Origin of the sequence: Streptomyces sp. NPDC002669 (genome assembly GCF_042889165.1) — a bacterium.
In the GTDB taxonomy this organism is placed as follows: domain Bacteria; phylum Actinomycetota; class Actinomycetes; order Streptomycetales; family Streptomycetaceae; genus Streptomyces.
Map to the genome: position 1 here is coordinate 208,727 of NZ_JBIAQQ010000010.1, position 15,937 is coordinate 224,663.

Below are 15,937 nucleotides of genomic sequence, written 5' to 3' on the forward strand. Positions count from 1 at the left end.
CGCTGCCGCCCACCCGCAGGGGCCGGCCCCGGAAGCGGGCGAGGGAACGGACGGAGGGGGTGAGGCGCAGCTCCTCACCCCCTCCGTCCGTTTCCGCTGCCCTACTGCTCCTTGAGCGCCGCCGGTTCGCCCTCGGCACGCGGCCGTTCCTCGGCCATCCGGCCCCAGACGATCATCCGGTACGTACTCGTGAACTCCGGTGTGCAGGTCGTCAGCGTGATGTAGCGGCCCGGTCCGGTGAATCCCGAGCCGGCGGGCACCGGGTCGAGGACGGCGATGTTCTTCGGCGTGGTCTGGGGCAGGATGCTCGCCATCTTGTACACGTAGTACGTGTCCTGGGTCTCGACGACGATCGGGTCGCCCGGCTCGAGGCGGTTGATGTACCGGAACGGCTCGCCGTGGGTGTTGCGGTGTCCGGCGATCCCGAAGTTCCCCGTCCTCGCCCCGGGCATCGCGGTGGGGATGCTGGCCTTGTCGTAGTGGCCGACCATGCCCCGGTCCAGGACCTTCGTCTTGCCGATGCCCTCCGCGATCGGCACGACCACGTCCAGCTTGGGGATGTGCAGGATCGCGAAGCCCTTCCCCGGTTCGAACGTGTCCGGGCCGCTCGTGCCGTCCGCCCACTCACGCTCCAGATCGTGGCGGGCGCTGCCCGTGATGCTGTGGGCGCGCACGTTCGACCACCACAGCTGATACGTGGTGAAGAGCAGCATCAACACGCCTGTGGTGATGAGGACTTCGCCGCCCAGCCGGCCCACCACCGTGGCGGCGCCGGGCTTGCGCGCCCGTGCGGCGCGCCGGGCCTCGACGCGTGTCATGGGAGGTGGGGTGGTGGAGGGTGCCGGGGACGCGAGCGGGGCACGGGCCCTGGAAGGGGCGCGGCGCTTCGCGGCGCGCCTGGGGGACGGCGCGGCACGTCTCGGGGACGGCGCGGTGTGTCTGCCGCCCCGCTTCGCGGCCTTGCGACGGGCGGCCCGCCCGCCCTCGGGCAGCGGCCCCGTCATGCCGCGGCCTTCGGCAGGGCCGGCCGGTGAGAAGGGGCACGGCCGGTGCCGGGGAGCGCCGCGGCGCGGGGGAGGGGGCGAATCACCATCGGTCGTTCACCGTCGCACCGTCGAAAGGCGGAGCCGGCTCGGAACGGCGGAAGGCGTGCGGGGCACCATGGACTGCCCCGGACGCCGACGCACCCGAAAACGGCGCCCGGCGCCATGGATTTCCTGGCAGAAGCCGCCCTGTCCAGTCGCGCATGACTTTCCTTGTTCCTGACTTTCCTTGTTCCTGATCCTGCTCACTTGCCGGGACACGTCCCACCGATTCCCGGGAAGTTTTTCTGCCGCAGGTCGGAAGATGTACGGGGCTCACGGACGACTCGATCGGCGGTTCCTGACGGCTCATCGACCGTCGGCTGCCGACGATATCCGATTCCGGCGCCCGGAGTTCACCCCGGTCCAGCCTTTTCGACGGGGATACGGGGCGGCGTTCCATGATGTGCGGGGCGATTCTTATGCGACCCGAAAGCAGGGTTCAAGAGAACCTTAAGAATCTCCCGGACGGCCTCCGGAAGCGTTTCTTCGAAATCCGATCCGCTAGGTTCGGTTCCGCGGGAATCCGGGACCGGATCCGGTGCCGGGGCGTGGGACTGGGGCCCGGGTCCGGTCCCGGTCCCTGGGCGGTCGAGGACCGGCACACCGCTCGGACGGCCGGGTCGTTCGGTCGGGCGGGGCCGAGGGCCGTCGCGCGCCGGGCGGTGTGGAGGAGAACAGGTGCCGCCGGCCCCGCGTGGAGCGTCGGGGCCGGCGGGCGGCTCAGCCGCGCTGGGCGCGGATGAGGTCGCGGTACCAGGCGAAGGACGCCTTCGGGGTGCGGACCTGGGTGTCGTGGTCGACGTGGACGAGACCGAAGCGCTGGTGGAAGCCCTCCGCCCATTCGAAGTTGTCGATCAGGGTCCAGGTGAAGTAGCCGCGTACGTCCACGCCCTGGGCCACGGCGGCGTCGACGGCCCGGATGTGGCTGTCCAGGTAGTCGATGCGGTCGAGGTCGGGAACGGTGCCGTCCGCGGTGACGACGTCCTCGACCGAGCAGCCGTTCTCGGTGATGTGGACCGGCGGGAGCGCCGGGTAGCGCTCCTTGAGGCCGACGAGCAGTTCCCGCAGACCGTCGGGGACGACGGGCCAGTCGAAGGCGGTGCGGCGGTAGCCCTCGATGGGGGCCTCCTCGAACGGCAGCCCCTCGGACGTCGGCGCCTGGATCCGGGTCGGGTTGTAGTAGTTGATGCCGAGCGCGTCCAGGGGCGCCGAGATCAGTTCGAGATCGCCGTCCCGGACGGAGCCGCCGAGGGTGGCGTCCGCCCCGAAGGCCGACAGGTCGGGGTAGGCGCCCGTGAGGATCGGGTCGTTGAACAGGCGGTTGTGCAGGTTGTCGTAGGCCTGCGCGGCGGCCAGGTCGGCGGGGGAGTCCGAGGCGGGCCAGACCGGGGTGCAGTTGTTGGCGATCATCACCTGGAGGCCGCGTGCCCGCAGTTCCTCCGACGCCAGGCCGTGGCCGAGCAGTTGGTGGTGGGCGACCGGCAGGCAGTCCAGGAACAGGGCACGGCCCGGCGCGTGGATGCCGAGGCCGTAACCCCAGACCATGTGGATGAACGGCTCGTTGAGCGTGATCCACTTCCGGACGCGGTCGCCCAGTCTGTCGGCCATGACGGCGGCGTACTCGGCGAAGCGGTGCGCGGTGTCGCGGTTCAGCCAGCCGCCGTCGTCCTCAAGACCCTGCGGGAGGTCCCAGTGGAACAGGGTCGGGACGGGTTCGACGCCGCGCGCGAGCAGGCCGTCGACCAACCGGTCGTAGAAGTCCAGACCTCGGGGATCGACCTCGCCCCTGCCGGTCGGCCGGATTCGGGGCCAGGCGATGGAGAAGCGGTAGCCGGTGAGGCCCGCCTCGGCCATCAGCGCGAGGTCCTCCTCGTACCGGTGGTAGTGGTCGCAGGCCACGTCGCCGGTGTGCCCGTCGCGGATCGCGCCGGGGCGGGCGGTGAAGGTGTCCCATACCGACGGTCCGCGGCCGTCCTCCTTGGTGGCGCCCTCGATCTGGTACGACGCCGTCGAGGCGCCCCAGATGAAGTCCGCGGGCAGATGGTCCAGTGTCACGCCCAACCTCCTGAAACATGAGTAGTGCTCATGTTAATCCGTCCGGTGGGATGATGGAAGCGTGAATCAAGATCGCACCGCAGGGACGCTGCGCCGACTGCCGGTCCAGAAGCGCAGCGTCGAACGCTTCGAACGGCTGCTGGACGCCTGCGCCGAGACCCTGGACGAGGTCGGTTATGCCGCGCTGACGACCAAGGAGGTGGCCCGCAGGGCCGAGGTGCCCATCGGCACCCTCTACCAGTTCTTCTCCGACAAGGAGGGACTGATCGGCGCGCTCGCCGCCCGCAACCTGGAGACCTTCCTGGAGCGGGTCGCGGCCCGGCTGGAGCACGAGAAGCCCGAGGACGTCTCCGGCCTCGTGGACGTGACCGTCGACGAGTTCGTCACCATGCGCCGGACCATCACCGGTTTCGGCGTGGTCGACTTCGGCGCGGTGGGACACGACCACACCCTGGAACCGGTCCTGGACAACAACACCGCGGTCGCCGAACGGCTGCGCGCGCTGACCGCCACCCTGACCGGCGTCCGGGGCGACGCCGACCTCGAAATCACCGTGCGGGTGGCGCTGGAGTGCGCGGACAGTGTGCTGCAACTGGCCTTCCGCACCGACCCGCAGGGCGACTCCCAACTGATCGCCGAGTGCAAACGGGTCCTCAACGGCTATCTGAACGGCCGGATCCGGCCCGTCGGTGACCGACCGGAGCGGCAGGACGGGCGCTAACGGACGTCCTTGACCTTCCAGACCAGTGCCGCGCCCAGCGCGGACATGGCCGCGGAGCAGAGGAAGAGCGAGCGGTAGCCGCCCAGGCCGCCGAGCACGGCCGCCGCGATCGGAGGGACCAGGACGTAGGGCAGGGAAGTCATCAGGTTGGCCAGGGCCATGTCCTTGCCGCGGTCCGCCGAGGCCGGGAGCACCTCGGTGACCAGGGCCGTGTCGACGGCCAGGTACACGCCGTAGCCCAGCCCCATGATGGCGGCCGCGACCAGCGTCATGGTCCACGTGGGCGACAGCGCGAGCGGGACCGCGGCGACGGCCATCGTGACGCCGCCGAGGAAGACCGGCATGCGGCGCCTGCGCAGCCGGTCGGACAGCCAGCCGCTGAGGACGACCGTCGAGATCGTGGCCAGGGAGTTGACGCCGATCACGATGAGCAGGCCGTCCTCGGTGGACTGTCCGGGGAACAGCTGCTCGTAGTGCAGGACGTCGTCCAGGAAGTACGGCATGTAGAGCGTGCCCAGGCCGTAGCCCAGCCCCATGATGAACCGGGAACCCATCGCCCAGACGAAGTCGGGGTGTTCGCGCGGGCTGATCCGGTAGCCGTCCAGGAAGGCGCGCAGCGAGAACGGTTCGCGGTGCCGGCGGGGGAGCGGCGGGTCCTTCATGGCGGCCGCGAACAGCAGTATCAGCAGCGGCAGCGCGGCCATCAGCAGGTACTGTGCGGGGAAGCCCGTGACCAGCCCGATCAGCAGCCCGCCCGCGACCATGCTGATGGCCTGCGGGACCATGGCCCAGCCCAGCACCACACCGCGCTGCCCGGCCGGGACCAGGTCGGGCACCACCGGGGAGAGCCCGGCGCCGATGACCATGAAGGAGGCGGACAGCACGAGGGAGCCGAGCGCGACCCCGACGACCGTCGTCTGGACGCCGAGGCAGATCAGTGCCGTCATGCAGATCAGCGAGCCCACGACCAGCCACGGCCGGCGGCGGCCGAACCGGCTGGTGGTGCGGTCGCTGAGCGCGCCGGCCAGCGGTGCGATGACGATGCCCGAGATCGCGCCCATCATGCTGACCCAGGCGTAACTGCCGACCTTCCCCGCCGGGTCGATCCGGGCGATCTGCTCGGGCATCAGGAACGTGGTCGGCGCCTGCATCGGGATGAACATCCCGATGTTGGCCAGGACGTACAGGGCGACCCAGCCGGGGCCGACCCTGCGGGTCGGCTCGGCGAGGGCCTCGGGCCGTTCGGAGGCGAGGGTCATCGGGGCACTCTCCTGAGGTGGACGAGATCGCTCGTCCAGTCGAAGGACAGCAGCGGCGGGAGGCCGTGGCAGAGCAGGACGGCCCCCTCGTGCACGGCGCCGGTGTCCTCGTCCCGGTAGCGGGCGTCGGGGTCGAGGCCCTTCAGCCGGGTACGGGCGGTCGTACGGGTCAGCGCGGACGGCTGGAACCGGAGGACGACGACCTCGTCCCCGGCGATGTACTGCACGGCGTGGTGCTCCAGGCGGTACTGGACGCCGCCGTGCACCACGGGCCGGATCCGTTTGTACTGCTCGACCAGCATCCGGGACCACGCGAGGTCCTCCTCGCTCCACTTCCGAAGGTCGCCGCCGATGCCCATCGCCCCGGCCATCGAGACGTGGAAGCGGTACCGGATCGAGGTCGGGCGGGCGCTGAAGCTGTTCGGGCTGTCGGTGACCCAGGCGCCCATGGTCCGGGCGGGCAGCAACTGGCCGTACCCGTGCTGGATCGCGACCCGGTCGGCGGCGTCGGTGTTGTCGGACGTCCAGACCTGGTCCGCGCGGGCCAGTACGCCCAGGTCGGCCCGGCCGCCGCCGCCCGCGCACGACTCCAGGTACAGGCCGGGGCACGCGGCGCGCAGCCGGTCCATCACCTCGTGGACGCCTCGCGTGTGCCCGATCCAGACCCGGTCGGGATCGGCGTCCCCGGGCCGCCCCGCCTCGCTGAAGGGCCGGTTCATGTCCCACTTGAGGAAGACGACGTCCAGCTCGGTGACGGTCCTGACCAGCCATTCGACCGCCCACTCGCGGACCTCGCGACGGCCGAAGTCGAGCACGTGCTGGTGGCGGCGCCGCGTGCGGGTGCGGCCGTCCTGGCAGAGGATCCAGTCGGGGTGCGCGCGGAACAGGTCGCTGTCGGGGTTGACCGCCTCGGGCTCGACCCACAGGCCGAAGCCCATGCCCAGCGCGCGGACGCGGTCGGCGAGCGGGCCCAGGCCGTTCGGGAAGCGGTCGGGATTGGGCCACCAGTCGCCGAGCCCCGCCGTTTCGCCGGTGCGGGCGCCGAACCAGGCGTCGTCCACGACGAAGACCTCGACGCCGAGCCCCGCGGCCAGCTCGGCCAGTTCGGTCTGCTGCCGCTCGGTGACGTCGAACCCGGTCGCTTCCCACGAGTTGAAGATCAGCGGGCGTTCGGCCGGCCGGTCGGGCAGTACCCGGTCCTCGACGTAGGCGTGCCAGCGGCGGCTGGTGCCACCGAAACCGTCGGGGGCGTACAGCCCGGTGAAGACGGGGCTCTCCAGGCGCTCGCCGGGGAGCAGCTTCCAGACCAGGCCCTCGTGGCCGAATCCGCCCGTCCAGGAGACGCGGCCGTAGGGGTCGCGACGCAGGGTGATCCGGCGGCTGCCGCTCCAGGCCAGGGACGTGCTCCAGACCTCGCCGTGCTCCTCGGCGGCGTCATGCGCGTCGAGCATCAGCCAGGGTCCGGCGTGCGGGCCCGTGATGCCGAGGCGGCTGGTGAACACGGTCTCCCCGACGGGCACCCGGTCTCGCCGGAGCTGGAACTCCCGGCCCCATTCCCCCACCACGTGGCTGACCCGGTAGTCGTCGCGGGCGGGCAGCGTCCAGGCGGCGGAGTCGAACCGCAGGACGTCCACCGGCTCCCGCGCGGTGAGGACGGCCCGGCGCTCGATCTGGTCGTGGCCGTCCCGGATCCGGTAGTGCAGGTCGAGGTCGAGGGAACGGACGCGGTCGGTGAAGGAGAGCGTGAGCCGGTCGTCCTCGACCGTGTGCGAGGTGAACCGCCACTCGAAGCCGCGGACGCCGTCGTCGAACCGGACGGTCAGCGACGGCGCCCCGAAGCGCAGGCCGCCCTCGACCGCGTACTCCTCACCGCCGGGATCGTCGCCGCCGGGGTCCTCGGCGGGCAGGTCGGCCGCGATCGCGACGGCCTGCCCCAGGGACAGCGGCCTGCCCCAGTGCACGTGCCGGGGCACGTCGTCGGTGTCCAGCCGGAAGGCGTAGGAGGTGCCGGGGGTACTCAGGAGCCAGAGGCGGGCTTCGGAGTGGTGAGTGATCACGCGGATCCTTAAATGTGAGCAGGGCTCATGTTCTGCTCGTACATTAGGCATGCGAGCTCGCGACGCCAACCCCCCTGACAGGGACTGCTGAACGCGCTCCGCGCCACGGCCGACGAACCCGCCGGGAAGCCGGCCGGGGCCGGGAAAGCCGGACGGGGAAAAGCCGGTCGGGTTCGGGAAAGCCGACCGGGTTCGGGAAACTTGCCGGGGGTCGGAAAGTCGGCCGGGGCCGGCCGGATCGGGAGAACTGATCCGGCCGGCCCCGGCCCCGGGCGCCGTCGTACTGCCGCATCGGCGTTGCCAGTTGCCGCGAGCGCCGTCGCGCTGGTGCCGTCAACCGCTCCGGGCGCCGCCGCATCGGTGCTGTCAGCCGCCGTAAACGCCGACCTCCCGGAGCGAGTAGCCCCATTTGGTGCCGCGCTCCAGCCCCTGAATCCGCACATGGCGTGCGCGGGTCGCGTCGAACCGCGCCGTGTCCAGGCCACCGTCACCGGTGGTCGTGGACCACACCGTCTTCCAGTTCGTGCCGTCCTCCGACAGCTCGACGCGGTACGACTTCGCGTACGCCTCCTCCCAGTCGAGGGTGACGCGTTCGACCGGGGCCGTGGAACCGAGATCGATCCGCAGCCACTGGCCGTCGTTCCACTCGCTGGCCCAGCGGGTGCCCGTGTCGCCGTCCACGGCCCGGCCGGGCGCGAAGTCGACGAACGGGTTCCACCACTGCGACGAGGACGCCGAGGCCGTCGCGCCCGAGGCCAGGTTCTTGCCGGACCTGTGCTTCTCGGAGCTCCCCCAGGTGCGGAGGTAGGATTCGGCGCCCGCGAAGAGGTCGTCCACGACCTCCTGGCCGCCGACGATCCGGATGTCCTCGATCCAGTCCGGGACCATGCCGTAGTGCGCGGCGCCGGTGGTGTTGAAGTCCCATGTGCGTTTGCCGGTGGTCTGCTTGTCGATCACCGAGCCGCCGTCAGTGCTGCGGAAGGGGTACTTCACCGGGTTCGGGGTGTCCCCGCCCCGCGGGGCCGGCCAGCCGCCGACACCGTTCATGTCGGTGCCGTAGCCGTAGCCGACGCCGTACTTCTCGCGCAGCGCGTCCGTACGCCTGGCCTCCGCGCTGAACGCCTCGGAACCGCTCATGTACTGACCGGCGAACCCGCCGAGCTTGTAGAGCCGCTCGGTCCAGCCCGCGTCCATCCAGCTGTGCGAGGAGATGACACCCGGGTACGACTCGGACTCCAGGATGTCCAGGGCCCGGCCCACGGCCTTCACGCTCATGTGGTCGAGCTCCAGCATCATGCCGCGCTTCATCATGCCGCGCACCGCGTACTCACCCAGGTCGGTCAGCCCGCGGGTGTTGCACTGTGCGTCCGAGGCGTACGCGGGGACGGCCACGCCGGCCGGGAGCCGCTTCTCCGCCTCCGGCGCCGCCGCGTTGCCGATGGGGTTGTCGTGCTGCGGGCCCCGGCAGGTCTCCGTCTTCCAGAAGGTGCCGGTCGACAGGAACTGGCCCACGTTGATGGCCGTACCGAGGGTGCCGGAGTCGTAGCGCACCCCGCACAGGGCATTGTCGAACTTGTGGCACAGGAACATGCTGCGCACGCCCAGCCCGTACAGCTCGTCCAGGCCGCGCTCGATGTCCTCCTTGCCGCACTGCGCGACGTCCAGGATCTGCTTGCAGCCGAACGGTTCGGAGGTCTCGACCCCCAGGACGACGGCCAGCTTGCCCTGTTCGATGACCTCGCGGGCCTGCTTGCTGTCGGTGACGATCCGGAACCACCCCTTGCCCGGACCGCCGTACATCTTGTCGACGAAGGCCTGCATGTCGTACGACTTCTGTGCTTCCAGACGGATGGCGGTCATCTCGTCGCAACCGCGGTCCTTGAAGAAGTAGACCGAGCAGATCACGCCGTTGGTGACCAGGTCGTTGACCAGTACCCGCTGGCCGCCGCGCCACGCCCGCTCGATCCAGGCGTAGTAGTTCTGCTGGTGGGTCAGCGAGTCGTGGGCGGGCCAGTCCTTGAACGTGGGCCACCCGTCGGGGTCGTGCTTGCCGTCGCCGCCCTTGGTGATCATGTCGAAGATGGCGAGAGAGCCGTCGGGGTAGTGCTCGGGGCAGTCCTTGAGGGCGTCGGCGACCCCCTGCTCCGAGAACGGCTTTCCGCAGATCAGCCGGCCGCCGAAGCCCTCGTTGGACATGATGTGGTCGTGGACATCGGCGAAGCCCCTGACCCGCCCCTGGGCGTCGGTGCCCTTGAAGGGCTCGCCCGTGACGCCGACCTGAGAGTCGGGCGCGGGCCGCGCGACCGGATCCCACCAGCCGGGCTCCGCCGCGGAGCTGGGCCTCGGAGCGAGCGCCAGAGCCATCACGGTGAGGAGCAGTGACACCACCGCAAGGGACCTGAGTCTGTGGCGCAGAGGTTGAACCGTGGTCATCACATGAATCCTTAAATGTGAGTTGGGCTCATGTTCCACTCATACGTTAGGCACGCGAGCCTGCGGCGCCAACCCCCTGGACAAGGGCTGTGGCCGGGAACTGGCGATGAACATTCCCAATGTGGTGGGAAGTTGGGCCTTCGGGAGCAGGAGGTCGAAGGATGGTGACGTGTGATGCCGACACGGTTCTCGTCGCCCGGACGGACGGGGCGATCGTCGGAACCCTGACTCTGGTGATGCTGCCCTTGCCGTCTGGTGTGTGGGCCCACATCGAAGACGTGGGCGTTGACGACGCGGCGCGAGGCCGGGGAGTCGACCGTCTATCGCTTCCCGCTCGATGGGCGGAGGAACCCGGCCGGTACAGCCGTCCAGCACCCCTGCGCCCTCAGCGGCGCGACTGGGCTCGCTGGGACGGAAGGCCGGACGAATCGGTTCGTCGCGGGACGACTCGATCGAGCGAGACGGGGCCATGCCGCCCGGGTCGGGCTCCGCTGCACCTTGAGCACGCTCCGGGAGGACAGCGTGAAGGAACGCCTCGGGCGTCATCGGTGGTCATGGTGCTGCCGGGGGCGGCGGTGGTCTCCGCCTCCCACTTTCCTTCCTGGAAAGGGCGTCCAAGATGCAACCAAACCATGTCGGACCAGGCCAGGCCGTAGAGAACGAGGTTCTACGCGTACGCCCCGGCCCCGGTGGCCGTGAAGGCGCGGCTTCATATCGCATGGTCCCCGTGCCGGAACTCGGAGCAGTCGCACGAACCGCCGTACGATCGCTGGCTGTTGCCGTAGCTGTCGTTGTTCCAGCTGCCGTGCCCGTAATCGTGGAGGCATCGGGCCGGGTTGCCCCGGGAGTGCTCGGGCTGGGCGTGCCCGCACGTGGCGCACAACGGGTGCACGACCACCGGGGGCAGGATGGATCCGCTCCGCAGAATCATCACGATGGCCGCCACGCCCGCGATGATCACGATCATTCCGACGAGACCTACGACATGCTCCGCGCTCATGTTCCGCCCCCGTTACCGGTGCCGGTCGGCCCTGCGATCAACCTGTCGACCAATGGCTTCCACGCTACGCGACCGGACTGACAGTCACCTCGGGCGCCGGGAACACCCAGGCCACCGCACACGGTACGGTCCGACAACCCGGCTGCGGACGGATCACGGTCCCGCTTGGTCAGCCGCTACCGCTACCGCGAGCGTGCCGTGTGCGGCACGCGACGCTCACGGCGCATAGGCGAGTTCCGTGCCGCCACTGGCCTCGATCAGCCAGAACAGCGAACCGCTGCCGAACGGCCAGCCGGTGGTGGCCACCTGGACCCAGCCGCCTCCCGGCTCGTCGGTTCCCGCGTGCCACCACCACCAGCCGCGATCGTCACCGGCCCCTTCCTCGGTCGGGTCGAAGCAGTGCAGCCAATCCGACAACGACCACGGCCCCTGGCAGGCGGCCCTCTTCTGTTCCGGCGTCATCGTCCGCCACTGCCCCAGCCATGCCTCGGTGTCGAAGGACGCATCGGGCTCCGGCTCGGCGGGCTCGGGCGCGCACCGCTGGACGAACCGCTCCGGCAGCAGCTGAGGCCACCGCTCGAATACGGGCCAGTCGCCCGCCCGCTCGACCACGCACGCCAGCGCCGCACGCGCATCGGCAATGACCTGGCCGGGATCCTCGGCGACGAACCGGACCCGTACGAGGAACGGCTGCTGCCGACCGTCCTCGATTCCCGGGCCGGACCGAAGACGCCGTAGCTCGCCCTTCATGATCTCCACGGTGAAGAAGTGTGCACCACCACTGCCCCCGTCACACCTCAATAACGCCGGACCACGAAGCCCGGCCACGACCCCGCCGTCGCCGTACACGTGCGCGAGGCAATCGCACGACACGGTGGTCGAGTTGAGGTCGACGTGCTCGGGCACGTACAACAAGGACAACAGAGCCTCCTGGAACCACTCGGAATGGGATCGCACCCCGAGCTACCTGGAAGCCCTGCTTTCACGCGGAAACCGCCGCAGCCCCCCGATCGGGACTCCCGTTCGATCGACAGCCTTCGAGATCGGTACGGGCAACAGCCACTTACGTGCCGGGATGCTCCGGCAGGGCGAGCCAGTCCGACCAGGAGATCTCGCGGCCGAGGAAGCGCGGCTGCTCGAACGGCCAGTCGGCGGCGATCCACTGCGGCACCAGCGCGTCGAGGGCCTGCTCGACCTTGCTGCCCACCAGCTCGTCCACCACCCACCAGGAGATCTCGCCGTCCGCGCCGGCCCGTTCCGGCGGGTCGATGTAGACACAGCCGAGCAGAGCTGTCTCCGCCGTGTCGAGCAGCGCGTAGTTGAAGGACTGGTGTGCGGCGATCTCCTTCTCGTGCCGCAACAGGTCGGCCCGGTCGGCTTCGTAGGTCATGGTGGCCGCGGGCCAGCCCCAGGCCGGCCCGAAGATGGTCCACAGCCGCTCGCGTGAACCCATCACCGCCGGGTAGTCGAGCGGGGTGTCCGCCTCCCGGATCGGCCGCAGGTGATGGCCACCGCCCGGCAGCGGTACCAGGACGGGGTGGACGAAGTCATCGGGAAGCCAGCTCATGGCGCCCGACCGTAGCAGCGCGCGGCCGTCCGTTCCCCTGGATTTTCCCCGCATACCGCCAGGCCCTGCTCTCATGCCGGGCAGGGTCCGCGATCACCCGATCGGGACTCCCGTTCGCGCGACGGACTGCATGTTCGGTAGGGCAACGGCTTCTCAGCCCAGGCAACTTTTCCGGCCCGTCATCTGGATCATCGACCGTGGCCCCGCCCGTTCAGAGGCGGGGTCGCCGCCCACCTCCTTCGGTCGGCCGTTGTCATTCCGGAGGGCGTCGGGCCCAGAACAGGACGTGACCGTCCTCGCCCTCGGGCACGAACTCATCGTGGACCACGTCGAGACCTGCCCGTGCGAGCCATGCGCGGTTCGTTTCGGCGTCGGCGTGACTCCACCACATAGGAGCCCCGCCGCCCAGCCAGTTCTCGTGGGTCCCGGTCCAGGCGCGATGCCCGGTGGTGCTCAGGAACCAGCCTCCGGGCCGTAGCCAGGAAGCGATCCGCTCCAGCAGGGGCGGCTGTTCCTCCACCGGTACATGGATCAGGGCGTACATGCAGACGACTGCGTCGAAGTTCCCTCGGGGGAACTCCAGCGCCGTGGCATCGGCCCGGACGAAGTCGGCGCCCGACACGAGCTCCCGGGCCCTGCTGATCTGGACCTCGCTGATGTCGACGCCCGTCACGCGGTGGCCCGCCGCCACCAGGGACCGGGCCACGGGAACGCCGTTGCCGCACCCGACGTCCAGAACCGTGCCCGCCCCGGGAAGCCGCCCGAGCAACTCCCCGATCCACGGCCCGTACTTCGTCTCGCTGCCGAACGCCCGCTCATAGTGCTCCGAGAGCGCGTCGTACCCGCGCCGGACCATTTCCTTCGGATCTCCCATGCCCACGCGCGCACGCTATGGCGCGACTGTCGGGAGCGCGACGGTTTTTCGCCCAGGTCCGTGGCCGGCTCTCGACTTCTCCAGTGGAGGCTCCTCCGCCTTTGCGCCGGTTCCTCTCGGGGCGACTGGACGGTGTACGAGTTTCCCCGGCACGACCCCTACTATCGTCCCTTCGGCCTCACCCCTTCGGCCCCATTCCACCGTCCCGGACCCGGAAGGCCCCCCATGACGCACCCACGTCCCCACCCGTCCCTGATCGCGCCGTCGTGGCCTCATTGCAGCCACGGTTCCAGCGAGCAGGACCCGGTCGGCTGCCGAGGCATACATATTCCTGGGCACACGGCCTGCCTCACCCACCTGACCTCCACCGACCGTCGCGCCTATCTGGACGGCCTGCGCCCCGGCGCGGATCTCGACCTGCGCGGTACCACCTTCGAGGACCGTCTCTGGGAGTCCCTGCTCGATACCCTGCGCGACAGCTTCGCCGGCGGGGAGCCCGTCATGGGTGACGCCCGGTTCACGTCGGCGGTCTTCGAATGCAACGCCTGGTTCGATGCGGTGACCTTCGGAGGCAACGCCGTGTTCGACGAGGCGGCCTTCCAGGACGACGGCTGGTTCGAGGGAGCGACCTTCGAGTCACCGGCATCCTTCGAAAGGGCGGCCTTCAAGACCTACGGAGGCTTCCAGGACGCAACGTTCGAAAGCAGGGTCTCGTTCAAGGGTGCGACCTTCACCGGCATGGCCGCCTTCGACCGGGCGACCTTCGAGGGCGCGGTTTCGTTCGAGGGCGTGACCTTCAAGGAGTTCACCCGATTCGACGAGGTGTCCTTCAGGTCCACCGTCGACTTCACGTCGACGACCTTCGGGGCAACCGCCACGTTCCGGGAGGCGACTTTCGACGGCTCCGCCACCTTCGATTCGGCGACCTTCGAGGGCTATGCCCGGTTCACGGAGGAAATCCTCAGCGCTGTCGAGGGCCTGCGCTCGGCCACGTTCAGACACGATCCGAGGGCCTGAGGAAGTGCCCTCCGCCTTGTCATCTTTTGGCGTTCATGGTTCGGGGGTGGTGTGGCCGGGGCGGGAAGGTTCTTCGGGACGTGGGTGTGGCGGTTCGGCGCCCCACGTTCCCACTCCCGCCTCGTACCGGGTGGCTTGTGCTGATGTCCCGGTGTCTGGCCCGGTTGAGGCGGTGTGCGTCTTTGCTTGGGTTCTCGACCTGGTGACGGGTGTGGGTTGGTTGTGGGGGGTGTTGGGTTGTGGTGGTGTGTGGGGGTTGTTGGTGGGGGGTTTCAGCGTAGTCCGTGGTAGAGGGTGTTGTGTGTGGTGTCGGGGAGGTAGAGCACGTCTTTGCTGTCGGAGTTCTGTCGTACTGCGAGTCGGTCTGTGGTTATGCCTGGTGCGGCGGGTTGTGGGGTCCAGGTTCCGTCTGGGGTCTGGGTGGCGGCGAAGATCCGGTCGGTGCCGGTGGTGGTGATGTAGTAGATCCGTTTGGTGTCTGTGGGGTGCCAGGTGATGCCCAGGGCTGGTGTGGTCTGGCCGTCTGCGTAGACGGTTTTGCGGGTCCAGGTGTTGTTGCTGGGGTAGGCGTAGTACACGTGGAAGTTGCTGTTGCTGTCGGCCGAGCGGTAGCGGTAGGCGATTTTCGGGGCGGAGCCGTCCAGGGTGAGTTTGGCGCTTTGTACGGCCGGGCCGGTGTAGGTGTTGTCGGTGCTCCATTCCTCGCCCGTGGTGAGGTCCTGGATCACGTCGGAGGTGGCGGGGGTGACGGGGGTGGTGAGGGTTGTGCCGGTGCTGTCGGTGAAGGTCCCGGTCGCCGGGTCGTAGCGCAGGTAGGACAGTTGGTGGCGGAAGGCGGTTGCCGGGGCCTTGGCCCATTCGTACAGCAGGTGCACGCGTCCGGCGGTGTCCACGGTCAGGTCGTCGGGGTACACGGACCGGTTCAGCGCCCCGGCGAAGGTGGCCACCGTGCTCCAGCGTGCGGCGGCGTTGTCCCAGCGGTACAGCTTGCCGGGCCGCTGGTCGGCGCCGGAGCCGGCCCGGGCGGCCAGGTACAGGTCGCCGTTGGGTGCGGTGGTCACGACGGGGTAGGTGATGCCCACGCCCTGGTCGGGCAGTTCGGCCGCGTGGTCGGTGACGTCGGTGCCGGGGGCCTCGGTGCGGAAGTAGCGCCAGGAGTTGGCGTGCATGGAGGCGAACACGTGCAGGCGGCCGCTGCCGTCGCGTGCCATGGAGGGCTGGTTGTGCCCGTTGTCGTCGGGGAACTCGGCCTGCTGCCCGTCACTGTTCAGCAGCGGCAGCCGGCTCCAGAGCCCGTCGGGGTCGCGCCGGGCGATGGCCGGGCGGTGCGTGGCGGCCGTGGAGCCGGGCTCGTTGAAGGCGAAGTACGTGTACTGGCCGCGTCCCTTGTAGGTGGCGACCGGCGTCCACCAGGCGGCCTGGTTGGAGGAGTCCATCGCGTAGGGGACCTTCTCGATCACCGTCGCCGCTGCCGCCGCCCCGTCGGCGCTGTCGGGGCTGTCGGCGTGGGCGGCCGGCAGGGCCGTGAGCAGGGCGGCCAGGGCCGCGGCCGGGGCGGCGTACGCGCGTGCGGTGGGACGTCGCAAGGTGAACTCCTTCGCGGGCGTGGGGTGTGGCGGACGGGAACGGGCCTTGCAGGTTGGCCCGCCCCCGTCCGCTGCGCCGGGAGCCTACAGTGAATCCCGGATGATGAACAGGAGTTGCACAATGCGGATTCGAAATACGTGTTGAGGGATGCGTGTGCGGAATGGCCGGGGGGGGGGGGGGGGGGGGGGGGCGCGCCCGGGGGGGGCCGCGCCCCCCGGCGGGCGGGGGGGGGGGGGGGGGGGGGGGGGGGGGGGGGGGGGGGGGGCCGCGCGGGGGCGGGGG

Annotated in this window: 12 protein-coding genes and 1 pseudogene; 3 read left to right on the forward strand and 10 right to left on the reverse strand. The window is 70.0% G+C overall.

Annotated features, from left to right (window positions below; translation table 11 throughout):
* Positions 1 to 101 precede the first annotated feature (101 nt).
* Both ACFYW1_RS17925 and ACFYW1_RS17930 read right to left on the reverse strand, forming a co-directional pair.
* Positions 102 to 1,082, reverse strand: a pseudogene (locus ACFYW1_RS17925) (class E sortase); the annotation flags it as partial.
* Positions 1,083 to 1,805: 723 nt separating this feature from the next.
* Entirely contained in the window at positions 1,806 to 3,140 is a 1,335-nt protein-coding gene (locus ACFYW1_RS17930) for a GH1 family beta-glucosidase (protein WP_388993304.1), read from the reverse strand.
* Between the two features lie 61 nt (positions 3,141 to 3,201).
* Here ACFYW1_RS17930 and ACFYW1_RS17935 point away from each other — a divergent pair, with 61 nt between their 5' ends.
* The gene (locus tag ACFYW1_RS17935) at positions 3,202 to 3,861 is read left to right on the forward strand and encodes a TetR/AcrR family transcriptional regulator (protein WP_388993307.1); all 660 of its coding nucleotides are present in this window, start codon (positions 3,202 to 3,204) and stop codon (positions 3,859 to 3,861) included.
* Here ACFYW1_RS17935 and ACFYW1_RS17940 read toward each other — a convergent pair.
* From ACFYW1_RS17940 to ACFYW1_RS17950, 3 genes are all read right to left on the reverse strand, one after another.
* Positions 3,858 to 5,120 (reverse strand): MFS transporter, encoded by a 1,263-nt coding sequence (locus tag ACFYW1_RS17940; RefSeq protein WP_388993310.1) that lies wholly within the window; start codon positions 5,118 to 5,120, stop codon positions 3,858 to 3,860. The two genes, ACFYW1_RS17935 and ACFYW1_RS17940, sit on opposite strands and share 4 nt — an antisense overlap.
* Positions 5,117 to 7,177 (reverse strand): alpha-galactosidase, encoded by a 2,061-nt coding sequence (locus ACFYW1_RS17945; protein WP_388993313.1) that lies wholly within the window; start codon positions 7,175 to 7,177, stop codon positions 5,117 to 5,119. Before ACFYW1_RS17945 ends, ACFYW1_RS17940 begins: the two co-directional genes overlap by 4 nt.
* Before the next feature lie 366 nt (positions 7,178 to 7,543).
* The gene (locus tag ACFYW1_RS17950; protein WP_388993316.1) at positions 7,544 to 9,610 is read right to left on the reverse strand and encodes a discoidin domain-containing protein; all 2,067 of its coding nucleotides are present in this window, start codon (positions 9,608 to 9,610) and stop codon (positions 7,544 to 7,546) included.
* A gap of 161 nt (positions 9,611 to 9,771) precedes the next feature.
* Between ACFYW1_RS17950 and ACFYW1_RS17955 the strand changes: the two genes are divergently transcribed.
* On the forward strand, positions 9,772 to 10,266 hold the full coding sequence (locus tag ACFYW1_RS17955; protein WP_388993319.1) for a GNAT family N-acetyltransferase: 495 nt from the start codon (positions 9,772 to 9,774) through the stop codon (positions 10,264 to 10,266).
* Between the two features lie 53 nt (positions 10,267 to 10,319).
* Here ACFYW1_RS17955 and ACFYW1_RS17960 read toward each other — a convergent pair whose 3' ends face one another.
* The 4 genes from ACFYW1_RS17960 to ACFYW1_RS17975 all read right to left on the reverse strand — a co-directional run bounded on the left by ACFYW1_RS17960 (position 10,320) and on the right by ACFYW1_RS17975 (position 13,051).
* On the reverse strand, positions 10,320 to 10,610 hold the full coding sequence (locus ACFYW1_RS17960) for a hypothetical protein (RefSeq protein WP_388993322.1): 291 nt from the start codon (positions 10,608 to 10,610) through the stop codon (positions 10,320 to 10,322).
* A 216-nt stretch (positions 10,611 to 10,826) separates the two neighbouring features.
* The gene (locus ACFYW1_RS17965) at positions 10,827 to 11,531 is read right to left on the reverse strand and encodes a hypothetical protein (RefSeq protein ID WP_388993325.1); all 705 of its coding nucleotides are present in this window, start codon (positions 11,529 to 11,531) and stop codon (positions 10,827 to 10,829) included.
* A gap of 142 nt (positions 11,532 to 11,673) precedes the next feature.
* Entirely contained in the window at positions 11,674 to 12,177 is a 504-nt protein-coding gene (locus tag ACFYW1_RS17970; RefSeq protein WP_388993328.1) for an N-acetyltransferase, read from the reverse strand.
* 253 nt (positions 12,178 to 12,430) lie between these two features.
* The gene (locus tag ACFYW1_RS17975) at positions 12,431 to 13,051 is read right to left on the reverse strand and encodes a class I SAM-dependent methyltransferase (RefSeq protein ID WP_388993399.1); all 621 of its coding nucleotides are present in this window, start codon (positions 13,049 to 13,051) and stop codon (positions 12,431 to 12,433) included.
* A gap of 225 nt (positions 13,052 to 13,276) precedes the next feature.
* Here ACFYW1_RS17975 and ACFYW1_RS17980 point away from each other — a divergent pair, with 225 nt between their 5' ends.
* Positions 13,277 to 14,068 (forward strand): pentapeptide repeat-containing protein, encoded by a 792-nt coding sequence (locus ACFYW1_RS17980; RefSeq protein ID WP_388993331.1) that lies wholly within the window; start codon positions 13,277 to 13,279, stop codon positions 14,066 to 14,068.
* A gap of 272 nt (positions 14,069 to 14,340) precedes the next feature.
* Here the strand turns inward: ACFYW1_RS17980 and ACFYW1_RS17985 are convergent, their stop codons facing one another.
* On the reverse strand, positions 14,341 to 15,654 hold the full coding sequence (locus ACFYW1_RS17985; RefSeq protein ID WP_388993334.1) for a BNR-4 repeat-containing protein: 1,314 nt from the start codon (positions 15,652 to 15,654) through the stop codon (positions 14,341 to 14,343).
* Between the last annotated feature and the right edge of the window lie 283 nt (positions 15,655 to 15,937).